General features: G+C 70.5%; 8 protein-coding genes and 1 pseudogene. 3 read left to right on the top strand and 6 right to left on the bottom strand.

Going from position 1 to position 13,240, the window contains the following annotated elements:
* Window positions 1-428: 428 nt before the first annotated feature.
* Window positions 429-566: a hypothetical protein gene (locus ABZT49_RS19055; protein WP_244533468.1), complete on the top strand. Its 138-nt coding sequence runs from the start codon at window positions 429-431 to the stop codon at window positions 564-566.
* Window positions 567-601: 35 nt separating this feature from the next.
* Here ABZT49_RS19055 and ABZT49_RS19050 read toward each other — a convergent pair whose 3' ends face one another.
* The gene (locus ABZT49_RS19050; protein ID WP_305078781.1) at window positions 602-847 is read right to left on the bottom strand and encodes a hypothetical protein; all 246 of its coding nucleotides are present in this window, start codon (window positions 845-847) and stop codon (window positions 602-604) included.
* Window positions 848-1,007: 160 nt separating this feature from the next.
* Between ABZT49_RS19050 and ABZT49_RS19045 the strand changes: the two genes are divergently transcribed.
* Together ABZT49_RS19045 and ABZT49_RS19040 are read left to right on the top strand one after the other, a co-directional pair.
* Window positions 1,008-1,235, top strand: coding sequence for a hypothetical protein (locus ABZT49_RS19045; RefSeq protein WP_305078782.1), 228 nt, complete (start codon window positions 1,008-1,010; stop codon window positions 1,233-1,235).
* Between the two features lie 334 nt (window positions 1,236-1,569).
* Window positions 1,570-2,475, top strand: coding sequence for an SDR family oxidoreductase (locus tag ABZT49_RS19040; protein WP_305078783.1), 906 nt, complete (start codon window positions 1,570-1,572; stop codon window positions 2,473-2,475).
* A gap of 39 nt (window positions 2,476-2,514) precedes the next feature.
* On the opposite strand, the gene ABZT49_RS19035 is transcribed toward ABZT49_RS19040, so the two are convergent.
* The 5 genes and pseudogenes from ABZT49_RS19035 to ABZT49_RS19015 form a co-directional block, all read right to left on the bottom strand.
* A complete protein-coding gene (locus ABZT49_RS19035) occupies window positions 2,515-4,887 on the bottom strand; it encodes a PAS domain-containing protein (RefSeq protein ID WP_331369098.1) in 2,373 nt (790 codons plus the stop codon).
* A gap of 72 nt (window positions 4,888-4,959) precedes the next feature.
* Window positions 4,960-6,600 (bottom strand): annotated as a pseudogene (locus ABZT49_RS19030) (PAS domain S-box protein); the annotation flags it as partial.
* 623 nt (window positions 6,601-7,223) lie between these two features.
* Window positions 7,224-9,665, bottom strand: a complete 2,442-nt coding sequence (locus ABZT49_RS19025) for a PAS domain S-box protein (protein WP_305078784.1) — start codon at window positions 9,663-9,665, stop codon at window positions 7,224-7,226.
* 127 nt (window positions 9,666-9,792) lie between these two features.
* The gene (locus ABZT49_RS19020) at window positions 9,793-10,224 is read right to left on the bottom strand and encodes a response regulator (protein WP_060846161.1); all 432 of its coding nucleotides are present in this window, start codon (window positions 10,222-10,224) and stop codon (window positions 9,793-9,795) included.
* Window positions 10,221-13,223, bottom strand: a complete 3,003-nt coding sequence (locus ABZT49_RS19015) for a PAS domain S-box protein (protein ID WP_355287989.1) — start codon at window positions 13,221-13,223, stop codon at window positions 10,221-10,223. The genes ABZT49_RS19020 and ABZT49_RS19015 overlap by 4 nt, the downstream gene beginning before the upstream one ends.
* Window positions 13,224-13,240: the final 17 nt, after the last annotated feature.

Here is a 13,240-nt window from a genome sequence, read left to right as displayed (position 1 = left end):
CAGGTAGCCTACGACGCAGCCCGGCGCCGCGTCCTAGAGCGCCTCCAGCAGTTCCTCCCGCCCCCAGGCGAGGCCTAAAGACATCGCCAATGGAGGGTGGCGCAGAATGCTCGGGTTCCCGAAGGAGCCGCCGCCGTTTTCGGCGCCGTCGTCCTGCCGAGGTCGGCCATCATCGGCTGACCGCGTCGTTCGTCGGGAAGGGGAAAGTGCAGCATTCGGGGCGGATGTTTGCATGCCACCTGGTCGGGTATGCGCCATTAGCGGACCTTTTGCCGAGACCAATGGAATGACCGCTTAGAGCCCGACAGCTACCGTTGGGATGTGAATGTTGGGTCCGGCGGATACAATATACTAAGGTTTGGGTATTCAAGATCCTCGACCGACGCGGGCCCCTAACGCCGACCGAGATCCTGCCGGAACTCAGGAGGGTGACGCTCCGGGGCGCCGCCCTGCACAAGGAGCCTCTGACGCCGGGCACGCTCAAGAAGAAGATGGACGTCCGGGTCGCGTTCGGGCGCTACTTCAAATCCTGCGACGAGGGCCGCTACGCCCGCCGGGTCGGCTGAGGGCAGGAGGCCCGGACGGCCTTGGCGCTTCCGTTTCAGGCCGAGAGGCGCCGCGTGTTGTCCGCGACCAGTTCCCGGTAGCGCGCGACGACCTCACCGTGGCTACCGCCCGTCATCAGCGTGTTGGCAGCCTCCATCGCGGCCACGACCTTCTCGCCGACCATCGACACCACCTCGGCCTGGGCCTCGGCCCCGCCCCAGGCGATCCGCACTAGCCGCAACTCGATGACCTTCTGGGCCTCGAAGGCGAGCAGGAGCGCGGGGAGGAAGGGGTTCAACATGGAGGCTCCGCGAGACGGTGTCGTCGACAACCCCCATGCCCCCGCGAGGTATCCCGCGGCAGGTCGTCATGACGCGCCCAGGCTACGCCCGAGCAACCTTGGCCGTTAGTGCGCGTTGACGCACGCCCGAGTTCGTGGGCGCCTGCCGGACGACCATGCGATGCCCCTGGACACGATGCTGCGTGCCATCCGCGCCGAGACCACCTCGGAACAGCTCCGCGCCAACGACCTGGCCGTGACGGTGAAGTCCCTGCTCGGGACCGGCCGCGACGGCGGCGAAGCGGAGCGGGAGATGTACCGCGTCCTGGACGGGCTCGCCCTCCTTCGTGCTCGGGAGCACGCCATCGAGGTCATGCGAACCTACGCCTTCACGGACGCCGCCGCGTAGCCCCCGTTCGGTGGCGTGAAGCGGCTCGGTCACGCATCAGTCAGCTGACGTCATCATCTCGGCCGACCCATTCGCTCATCCGGTAGTGCTGATGGCGTGGGCCGGACGCGGCCGCGCCCGGCGTTCCCGACCCAACAGCCAGGCCTTCCGACCTTTCCACCCGGGAGGGCCGGTCGTCGGCGTGCGAGCAACGGGGTTAGCTCCGTGCCGGGAGCGTGAACGGAGACCTCGGAACCCGCGGGACCGGCGGCAGCTTGCCGGAGGCTGGGAGCGGTGCGCCGGTCTGGATTGCCGCGCCCCACCCCGATCTCCGGCAACGCCACGGGACAGCCTGATGACCGATGCACACGACCGCCGCCTCATGATGCAGGACCCTCGCACGCAGTACCCGCAGCCGCCGTTCAAGCGGCAGCCGCAGGAGGCCCCGGGCTTGGCGCGAGCGATGGATCCGAAGCCGGACCACGGCGAGGCCAGCTACAAGGGGTACGGGCGTTTGGCCGGTCGGAAGGCCTTGGTGACGGGCGCAGATTCCGGCATCGGGCGGGCGGTCGCCATCGCCTTCGCGCGCGAGGGTGCCGACGTGGCGCTCAGCTTCGTCGAGGAGGAGATGCCGGACGCGCAGGAGGTCGCCAAGCTGATCGAGGCCGAGGGCCGCAAGGCGATGCTCCTGCCGGGCGACATCACCGACAAGGCGTTCTGCGAGACGCTCGTCCGGAAGGCAGTGGCCGATCTCGGCGGCCTCGATATTTTGGTCAACAACGCCGGCAAGCAGACGAACCAGAAAGACATCGGCGACATCACGGACGAACAGTTCGACCGTACACTGAAGACCAACCTCTACGCCATGTTCTGGATCACCAAGGCGGCCCTGCCGCATATGCCGGCGGGTGCCTCCATCATCAACACCGCCTCGGTCGTGGCCTACAACCCTCCCCAGATCCTGGTCGACTACGCGACCACGAAGGCTGGGATCGTCGCCTTCTCGAAGGCGCTGGCCAAGCAACAGGTCGCCAAGGGCATCCGGGTGAACGCGGTGGCACCAGGCCCGTTCTGGACGGCGTTGCAGCCGTCGGGCGGCCAGCCGCAGGAGAACGTCGAGAAGTTCGGCTCGGAGGTGCCGCTGGGGCGACCCGGCCAGCCGGTGGAACTCGCGCCGGTCTATGTGTTCCTGGCAAGCCAGGAGGCGAGCTACGTGACGGGCGAGGTCTACGGCGCGACCGGCGGCAACGGCACGGCGTAGGACCGTCGGGCCGGCGGGAAGACCGCTTCCCGCCGGTGGTCAGTTCCCGGCGATCAGGTCCTTGATGCGAGTCGCGAGCGTCTCCAGCACGAACGGCTTCGTCAGGACCTGCATGCCTGGGTGCAGGTGCCCGTTCCCGAGCACCGCGTTCTCGGCGTAGCCGGTGATGAACAGCACCTTCAGGTCAGGCCGGCGCTCGCGCCCAGCATCCGCCATCTGCCGGCCGTTCATGCCCCCGGGCAGACCGACGTCGGTCACCAGCAGGTCGATGCGCACGTCCGATTGCAGCACCTTCAGGCCGGCCACGCTGTCGGCCGCCTCGATGGCGGTGTAGCCGAGATCCTCCAGCACCTCGGTCACCAGCATGCGCACCGAGGGCTCGTCGTCGACGATGAGCACGGTCTCACCCTGGCCTGCACGCCCGGCCTCCGCGAGCTTGCGCGCGACGTCGTCCTCGTCCGCCTCGCCGTAGTGACGCGGCAGGTAGAGGCAGACCGTGGTACCCTGGCCGACCTCGGAGTAGATCCGCACCTGGCCGCCGGACTGGCGCGCGAAACCGTAGACCATCGACAGGCCGAGGCCCGTCCCCTGGCCCGTGGGCTTGGTCGTGAAGAACGGCTCGAACACCTTGTCGATGATGTCCGGCGTCATGCCGGTGCCGGTGTCGGTCACGCAGACGCTGAGGTACTGGCCCGGCGGCAGGTCATGCCGGCGCGAGCCGGCGTCGTCGATCCACTTGTTGGCGGTCTCGATGGTGATGCGGCCGCCGTCCGGCATGGCGTCGCGGGCGTTGATGCAGAGGTTCAGCAGCGCGTTCTCAAGCTGGCCGGGGTCGATCAGGGCCGGCCAGACTCCTGCGAGGCCGACGACCTCCAGGTGGATGCCGGGTCCGACCGTGCGCCGGACCAGTTCCTCCATGTCATGGACCAGGCGGTTCACGTTGGTGGGCTTCGGATCGAGGGTCTGACGCCGCGAGAAGGCCAGCAGGCGGTGCGTCAGGGCCGCGGCACGCTTGGCCGCACCCTGCGCCACGGTCATGTAGCGGTCGAGGTCGCTTATCCGCCCCTGCGACATGCGGGTCTGCATCAGTTCCAGCGAGCCCGAGATGCCGGCGAGCAGGTTGTTGAAATCGTGCGCGAGCCCGCCGGTGAGCTGCCCGACCGCCTCCATCTTCTGCGATTGCCGCAGGGCATCCTCGGTCTTCGCGAGGGCTTCCGCGGCCTCCTTCTCGGCGGTGAAATCGCGGCCCACCGCGTGAATGAAGCTCTCGTCCGGCACCGCCGTCCAAGACAGCCAGCGGTAGCTGCCGTCCTTGTGCCGGTAGCGGTTCTCGAAGCGCGGGATCACCGAGCCGGCCGAGAGGTCGCCCGCCGCCGCCGCGGTCGAGGCGGCGTCTTCAGGATGCACGAGGTCCATGAACGAGCGCCCGACGAGCTCGCCCTCGGACCAGCCGAACAGGGTCGTCCAGGCCGGGTTGACCGCCACGATGGTCGCGTCGAAGCGCGCCACCAGCATCACGTCGGTCGACAGGCGCCACATCCGGTCGCGGTCGCGGGTGCGCTCCTCGACCTGCTGCTCAAGGGTCTCGTTGAGGGTCTGGAGCTGCGCCGCCGCACGCTTCCGGTCCTCGATGTCGGCGTTCGCGCCGACCCAGCGGACGACGGTGCCGTCGTCCGCGTGGATCGGCTCCGCGCGCACCAGGAACCACCGGTAGGCCCCGTCGGCCCTGCGGATGCGGAATTCGGTCTCGTAGCTAGTGCCGGTCGCGAGCGAGTCGGCCCAGGCGCGTCCGGCCGCTTCGGCGTCATCGGGATGGACGACGGTCGTCCAGGCCGTGCCAACGAGTTCGCCTGGTTGGGCGCCGGTATAGGCGTAGAGCTGGGCGTTGAGCCAGTAGAGCTGCCCGTCCGCGGCCGCGGCCCAGACGTGGTTCGGCATCGCCTGGGCGAAGGCGCGGAACTGCGCCTCGCTCTCGCGCCGGCTCGTCTCGGCGCGCAGGCGCTCGATGGCGGCCCGGGTGCGCTCGGCGACGTCGCGCACGAAGGCGAGCTTGTCCGGCCGCCAGTCCCGCGCTTGGCGGTCATGCAGGAAGAACAGCGCCACCACGCGGCCGCGCTCCATCACCGGCACGTTGATCAGCGCCCGCACGCCGATGCTCAGGAGAAGCTCTGGTGCGCCCGCGGTCCGCCGGTCGACGGTCACGTCCGCGATCACCACCTCACGACCCTCCGTGAGGCCGGTTCTGACCTCACCGTAGTCGCTGAGGCGGTGGCGGCCCGCGACGCTGACGACGCCAGGCGCCGTCCAGTCCCGCTCAATCTCGACGGTGTCCAGGGTCTCGTCGATGGAGCCGTACCCGGCCCGGTCGAGGCCGAGGGTGCGGGCCATGACCTCGGCGGCGGCGTAGGCCATCCCGGCGGTGTCGCCGCAAGCCTGGAAGCTGTCGCCGAGCTCGATCAGGGCGGTACGGAACGCCTCCTGGCGCCGGCGCTCGGTCAGGTCGCGCGTCACCGTCCCGTAGCCGGCGAGCGCCCCCTGCGCGTCGCGGATCGGGAAGATGGTGTAGTGGACCGGGACCGCCGCCCCGGTGCCGAAATGGCGGAACGCGAGGTCCCCACCCCAGAAGTCGGTCTCCCGCACGGCCGGGAGCGCCTGTTCCAGAACGGTCGCCCGATCCTCCGGGTCGAAGTAGTCCACGAGGTTGTGGGCGCAGGCCTCGTCGAGGCTCGCCAGCCCGACCAGCCGGCGGCCGGCCTCGTTGACGAACTCGGGCATGCCCGCCGCGTCGGCGATGCCGATGAAGTCGTTCGATTGCTCCACGAGCGCCGCGAGGCGCCGCGCCCGCGCCTCCGCCGCGCGGGCCTCGGTGATGTCGCGCACGGTGCCGACGAAGCGTACGGGCTCGCCGTCCCGGAAGACGGTGTTGCCCTTGGCGGCGAGCACCCGCTCGACGCCGTCGCGCAGCCCGACCACGCGGTACTCGGTGTCGAAGCCTTCGACCGCGCCGATGGCGGCCTGGACCGTACGGTCCGTCCGCTCACGGTCGTCCGGGTGCAGGCCCGGCAGGAAGGCGCCCTCGTAGGAGACCGGGTCGTCCGGGAACAGGCCGAAGAGCGCCCGGGTGCGTGCGTCCCAGGTCAACGCGCCGGTGATGAGGTCGTAGTCGTAGATGCCGGTCCCGGAACTCTCCAGCGCCAGCCTGAGGCGGTCCTCGGCCTCGCGCAGGGCGGCCTGGGCGCTCTCGCGCTCGGCGATGTCGGTGACCATGACGAAGAAGCCGTCCACCGCCCCGCCGGCGGTCCGGCGCGGGATGTAGCGGATCTCCGACTGCCGCCACTCGCTTCCCCGGAACGGCATCTCGGCGTCGAAGATGAGGTCCTCGCCGGCGAGCGCACGGGCCATGAACGGGAGCCGGTCCGCGTACGTCTTCGCACCGACGACATCCTCCACCCGACGCCCGAGGATCTCGTTCGCCGGCCGCCCGAACCAGTTCTCGTAGCACCGGTTCACGAAGCGGTAGACATGGTCCCGGTCGATGAACGAGATCAGCACCGGCAGGGCGTCGGTGACGACCTGAAGCTCGTCCCGGACGCGCCAGGTCTCGCCTTCCGCCGCCGTCGCCTCGGTCCGGTCGCGCAGGATCTTGAGGAAGCCCATCGCGACACCTTCAGAGGAGCGGAGGGGCATCATCTCGCCACTGGCCCAGAACTGGGACCCGTCCTTGCGCAAGTGCCAGCGCTCGTCGGACGCGCGCCCGGTCTCGGCGGCGCACCGCATCTCGGTGGCGGGACGGTCGGCCGCCCGGTCCTCAGGCGTGAAGAAGGTCGCGGCTGGCCGACCGAGCATTTCCCCGGCCGACCAGCCCAGAATGCGCTCTGCACCCGGGTTCCAGGCGGTGATCCGCCCCTCGCGGTCGCTGGTGATGATGGCGAAGGCGACGGCGCTGTCGAAGATCTCCCGGTAGTGTCCCGCCTGGAGTGCGGCGCGCTCCTCGCGCAGCCGCGCCACCTCCGCCTCCAGTTCGCGCTCGCGCCGCCGGAGCCACTCGATCTCAAGCTCGCTCACCGACGCGCTTCCCTGGTCGACGGAGCGAGGAATGGGCGAGCCGCCTGGCGAGGAAGGCATGGGTTCTGGCGGCAGCGCGGAGGACTGACGAAGGCGGAAGTGATCAAACTGGGTAACCGAAGGAAGGGGCGGAGGGGGGGAATCGGTCGGCTGAATACTACGGGAGGGGTGCGGCCGCGTCGTCTGCACCGGCCGCACCCCTCCCTTACGCAATCGTGCCACCGGTCGCCCGGAGGCCAGGGTACCACCCCGGTCCGACCGGGTGGCATCGTCCTGCCGTCGGCTCTTGCAGCGAACGAAGTCGCCGGCGACGGTCGCCTCGAACCGGGTATTGCGGCCCCGAACGGGTCCCTCGTGGTCGAGACGCCCGGCCTACGCAAGCACGAGATTGGCCGGGCGTCTGTGACGCCGCCCCGGTCCGAGGGGCGCCAATGGCGGGGATGGCGGGGAACGGACCTAGCGGCCGTTGATGGGGCCGGGCGGTTGCGGCGCCGGCGGCTCGCCCGGCGGGTCGCCCTCCGGCGGGCCAGTGTCGGGCGGCGGGTCGCCGATGGGCGGCAACGGGTCGTCACCGGGGCGCGGCGTGTCGGACATCGTATGTCTCCCCTCCATTTTCCTAGCGGGAACCGGCCGTCAACGCGCGGGCTGCCCGAAGGTCACGGCACGGAACGACGCGGATGACATCATCCGAAAGTCAGCGAGGACCGCTCCCGCAGGGCTTTGCGCAGGGCTCGGCTGAGGTCCGCGACCGAGTAGGGCTTGCCCAGGAGCGGGAAACCGTCGGTCCCTTCCGACGCCAGGACGTGGCTGTAGCCGGAGGTCAGCACGACCGGGAGGTAGGGCCACCGCCGCCGGATCTCCCTCGCGAGGTCGACCCCGTTCATGCCCGGCATCACCACGTCCGAGAACACCACCTCGAAACGCTGGCCCGACGCCTCGATCTCGGCCAGGGCGGACTTCGCGTCCTTCACCCAGGCGGCATGGTACCCGAGTTCCATCAGGGCCTGGGTCGCGAAGGCGCCGACCTCCACGTTGTCCTCGACGACGAGGACCGGCGTACCGTGTCCGTCGGCGAACGGCTCCGGACCTTCCTCGGCCACGTCCCGGGTTTCCGCATGGGTCGAGCGCGGCAGGAACAACGTGAACGTGGTCCCGACGCCGACCTCGCTGTCGACCGCGACGTCGCCGCCGGACTGCTTGGCGAAGCCGAACACCTGGCTGAGGCCGAGCCCCGTGCCGTGCCCGACACCTTTCGTCGTGAAGAACGGCTCGAAGATGCGGTCGAGCACGTCCGCCTCGATGCCCGAACCCGTGTCCGACACCGACACGGCGACGAAGTCGCCCGGGACCGCCGGATGGGCGCGCAGGGCTGGGATACGGTCAGCCCGTCTGACCGAGATGCGCAGGCGTCCCTCCCCCTGCATGGCGTCGCGGGCGTTCACGACCAGGTTCACGAGCGCCGTGTCGAACTGGCTTGGATCGGCGTCGACGTGGCAGGGCAGCCCGCGGCCGCCCGCGTCCGTGCCGGCGTCCGTGTCGGTCTCGACGCGAATCCGCGCGCCGGTCAGCGTGCGGACCATGTCGGCGATGGCGGCCACCGACTGCGCGGCGTCGAACACGGCCGGACGCAGGGCCTGCCGGCGCGCGAACGCCAGGAGCTGGCTGGTGAGCCGGGCGGCGCGGTCGACTGTGTCCGAGATGGCGTCGACGTAGCGCACCTTGCGCTCCTCGCTCAGGCTCGGTCGCTTCAGCAGGTCGGTCGACGACTTGATGACGGTCAGCAGGTTGTTGAAATCATGCGCGACGCCGCCGGTGAGCTGCCCGACCGCCTCCATCTTCTGCGACTGGCGCAACTGCTCCTCAAGCGCCCGGCGCTCGGTCACGTCCCGGCCTGTAGCGTGGAAGCGGTCACCCTGCGGGATGGCGTTCCACGAGATCCATCGATGGCCGCCATCGGCGGTCCTGAACCTGACGTCGAGGTCGGCGAGGGGCCGGCCGGTCCGTAGCCTCTCGAAGGCCCGCGACGCGGCCACGCGGTCGTCTGGGTGCAGCAGCTCGACGATGCGGGTGCCGACCAGGCTGCCGGCCGGCCAGCCGAGGGTCGCCGTCCAGGCCGGGTTGACCGCCCGGCAGGTGCCGTCGAGGCCGCAGACGACGAGGAGGTCCCGGCTCGTCCGCCAGACCAGGTCACGCTCGACCATCCGGTCGCGGTCCCGCGCCTCCCGACGCTCCTCGCCCTCCTGGCGGGCGACAGCGTCCTCGAACAGCACCGCAACGCGGTTCTGCGCCTGGTCGCCGATACGGACCGCATGCATGTCGAACACGCGTCCGAACTCCGACGTCGCGCCCCTGAACCGCGCGTCGCGCCCCGTCATGACAACGTCGCCGAAGGCCTCGACCCAGTGTCGCCCGTGCCCCGGCTCAAGGTCGCTCATCCAGCGTCCCGCCGCGGCCGGTAGGCCGGACTGGCGCTCGAAGGCGGCGTTGACCTCGACGAAGCGGCAGTCCTCGGCCCGGCCCTCCGCGTCGAAGCGAACCTCGACGATGCAGAAACCAGCCTCGCCATCCTCCAGCAAGCTGTGGAACGAGGCGCTCCGCCGGGCGGCCCGCCTCTCCGGCTCGCGGAAGCGCGTGAGGTCGAGCTGGCTGCCGAAGAAGAACAGGAGCTCCCCGTGCGGGCCGAAGACGGGGCTCACGTAGAGCTCGTTGACGAAGGTGCTGCCGTCGCGCCGGTAGTTCAGCAACTCCACCACCACGTCACGCCGTGCGGCGATGGCGTCGCGGATGCGGGCGACGTGGGCCGGGTCGGTCCCGGGACCCTGGAGGAAGCGGCAGTTGCGCCCGACGAGCTCCTCGGCCGCGTAGCCGGAGAGCTCCAGGAAGGCGCGGTTGGCGAAGACGATGGGGTTGTCCGGCAGGTTGGGGTCGGTGACGATCATCGCCATCCGGGTCTTGTCGGCGGCAGTGAACAGCAGGTCGGCGCGCGCGGTCCCGACGCCGACCCCGGCGGCGGCGGCGGGCCCCCCCATGTCCCGACCGGCGCGCAGGCGGGCGTTCTCCTCCACAAGCGCGCGTTCGCGCCGGCGGAGCCGTTCGACCTCCTCTCGAAGATCCTTGATGCTCATGGCGCTGGTCCCTACCCGGCGCGAGTGCGGGGACCAACGTCTTCCGGCGCGCCGGGACGAAGATCGGTTGCGGCCCTTGGTCCGGCCATGCCGTTGCGCCGCACCGCGGATGAGGGGACCGCCGACGTCATTCGTGCGCGTCCCTGGCCGCCAACGCTTGGCCGATGGCCTGGTGCAGACGACTCTCCAAGTAGGGGCGGGCGACGAAGGGAACGCCTTCGGGCAGATCCCCGGGCCGCGGGGCCACCAGCGCCGAGACGACCACGACGGCCATGTCCGGGCGGCGGCGCATCACCTCGCGCGCGAGGGCCAGCCCGTCCATCGGTCCCGGCATGCGGACGTCGGTGACCACCAGCACGACCGATCCGTCGAGCCTGTCGAGCGCCTGGGCGGCGCTTCCGGCCTCGACCACGGCGTAGCCGTCGGCCTCCAGGAGATCGCGGATCTCCAGGCGGCAGAGCATCTCGTCCTCGACCACTAGGGCCGTCATCGGGTTCGCGTCATCCGTCATGGCAAGCGGCAACGGGCCGCCCGCGCCTTCGTTGCGCACGACCTTCATGCGACCGCCTGGAAATCGGCCAACGAGGCCTCGACGACACAACTCACCCCCTCGGGCCGGTAATCGAGGGCGAGGCTGGCGTTGACCTGCGCCGTCAGGCCACGCTCGATCAGGCGCGATCCGAACCCTTTTCGGGAGGGCGGCACCACCGGCGGGCCGCCGCGCTCGGTCCAGGCGATACGCAGCCGCGGCGCGTCCTCGTTCCCGACCAGGGAGGCGTTGACCGCGACCTCGCCGTCCGGCACCGACAGCGAGCCGTACTTGACCGCATTCGTCGTCAGCTCGTGCAGGGTCAGCGCCAGGGACAATGCGGCCTTGCCGCCAATCTCGACGTCCGGCCCCGTGAACGTGACGCGCCGGCCGGCCTCTTCCTGGACGCCGACGCCCTCCCGGACCACGGCCGACAGGGGGGCGCTCTCCGCGGCGCCGCCGAGGAGCATGTCATGCGCCTTACCGAGCGCGACCAGCCGGCTGCCCAGAACCTCGCGTGCCGCATCCATGTCGGTGGCACCGCGCAGCGTCGAGGCGGCGATGGCCTGCACCATCGCCAGCAGGTTCTTCATCCGGTGGGAGAGTTCGTGGTTGAGGAGTTCCTGTTGGGCCTCCGCCTTCCGCCGGTCGTCCACATCCGCGACCGCGACGACACCCCCGGTCAGCTCGCCCTTGACGTCCCGCATCGGCACGCCCACGATCTCGATCCAGACCCGGGTGCCGTCGCCACGCTGGTAGTGGCATTCGAGCGCGGCGTGCTCCGCACCCTCGCGAACGATCCGGCTGAGCGGATACTCGTGCGGCTCGACCCGGCGCCCGTCCTCGTGGAAGGCGACCCACTCGCCGTAGCTGTCGGCGTTGGGTGAGGGCAGGACGGGATGGCGGAGGATCTCTTCCAACCGCCGGTTGCCGCCGACGATGCGGCCGGAGGGCGCCTCCGCGAACAGGATGCCGACCGGCACCGTGTCAAGAACGGCCCTCAGCGTCGCCTCGCTGGCTTGAAGCGCCTGGCGCGCCAGCTTCTGTTCCGTGAGATCGCGCGTGACGGTGCCGTAGCCGAGCCTGCGCCCGTCGGCGCCGCGAACGGGAAAGAGGTTGTAGAGGACCGGCACCGCCGCCCCGGTGACCACGTGCCGGAAGTTCAGCTCGCCCTCCCAGAAGCCGTTCCGCTCGACCGCTGGAAGCACCTCGTCGAGGACACGCGCGCGCTCCTCCGGCACGAAGTAGTCCACGATCGGCATGGCCCGGGCCGCGGCGGGGTCGGCAAGGCCGATGAGGCGCCGGCCGGCCTCGTTGACGAAGTCGACGCTCCCGTCGGGGGCCGCCAGGCCGATGAAGTCCTGGCTCTGCTCGACCAGGGCGGCGAGGCGGCGCGTCTCCGCATCCGCCCGGCGCTGGTCTCCGACATCGACCAGCACGGTCACCGCGGCCTGGATCGCGCCCTCGGCGTCGCGCACGGGACCGCTCGATACCTCCAGGAGGCGCATCTCCCCCGTCACGGGGTTGCGATAGCGCATCTCCTCGCCCCGGACCGTCTCGCCCTTCCGCAGGGCGCGCAGGGTCGGGTATTCCGCGGGTTCGTAGCGGCGACCGTCCGGGTGCATGGCACCGTAGGAGACGTAGCGGGCGTCGCCCTCCGTCCCGAGCCCGTGGCCGAGGATCTCCTCGGCCTTGGCGTTGAGCGACGATGGCATGCCGGCCTCGGCCCCGGCGATGGAGATGCCGACCGGCGCCTGCCGGAAGATCGCCTCCAGCAGGCCGCGCTCAAGCCCGAACCGCCGCTCGCTCTCGCGCAGGGCGTCCTCGGCCTGCTTGCGGCCGGTCAGGTCGAGCATGGCACCGATCATCCGGACGGCCCGGCCTGCCTCGTCGCGCAGGACGTAGCCCCGGTCGAGCACGTGCGCGTAGGAGCCGTCCGCACGTCGGAAGCGGTACTCGTCCGACCACGCCGTGCCTGCGCCGTCGATGACCGCGTGGATCGAGGCGTCGACCCGTGCCCGGTCGTCGGGGTGGATCTGCGCGATCCACCAGTCGCCGGTCGGCTCCACGATCTCTGGGGCATGGCCGTAGGCCTCGGTGAGGGCCTCGTTCCAGAGCACGTGGTCGGCGGGAAGGTTCCAGTCCCAGATTGCGTCGTTGGTCGCCCGGGCCGCAAGCCGGTAGCGGTCCTGGCTCTCCTGCAGGCGGGCGGCGCTTTGCTTCTGCTCCGTCCGGTCGCGCAGGATCTTCACGAAGCCGATGGCGGCGCCGGCCTCGTCACGCAGCACCATCATCTCGCCGTTGGCCCAGAAGCGGCTGCCGTCCTTGCGCAGGTGCCAGCGCTCGTCGATGCCCCGACCCTCCTCCAGCGCGGACCGCATCTCCATGGCCGGGATGCCGTCGCGCCGGTCCTCGGGCGTGAAGAACGCGTCGGCTGGCTTTCCGCACATCTCCTCCGGGCGCCAACCGAGGATCTTGGTCGCCCCGGCGTTCCAGTCCGTCACGATGCCGGCGAGGTCGAGCAGGACGATGGCGTAGTCGTGAGCGCTGTCGAACACGGCGCGGCGCCGGTACTCCGTCCGAGCGGCCGCCCTCGTCGCGGCGAGCTCGCCCGCCTCGGCGAGCCCGGAGGCGGCGGAGCCGGCGAGGACGCCGAGCACCTGCAGGTCATCCTCGGCGAAGGCGTCCGGGCGGCTCGATTGCAGCTTGAGCACGCCGACGACGGCGCCTCCGCGGCGCACCGGCACCAGCAGGCACGAGCGCAGGCGCAAGCTTTCCACGAGATCCCGCTTGACCCTCGGATCCTGCAGCACGTCGCGAACGCCAATCGGAGCATTTTCTACGTAGCAGGCACCCGCGAGGCTCCCCTGGATCGGGAGGCGCAGGCCGAGATGCGGTGCAAGGCCGTCCGTTACGGCGCGGTAGACCAGGGAAGCCCCCTCGCGGATCTCGACTGTGATTAGGCGTGGAATAAGGACCCCGTTTCCGGGGGTGATCGGCGTCCAAACGGGACCCCCAGGATACTTCATCCAGACTGCCTCCCGCA

Source organism: Methylobacterium sp. EM32, from assembly GCF_040593685.1.
Taxonomy (GTDB): Bacteria; Pseudomonadota; Alphaproteobacteria; order Rhizobiales; family Beijerinckiaceae; genus Methylobacterium.
This window is presented reverse-complemented; position numbering and strand designations above follow the sequence as displayed.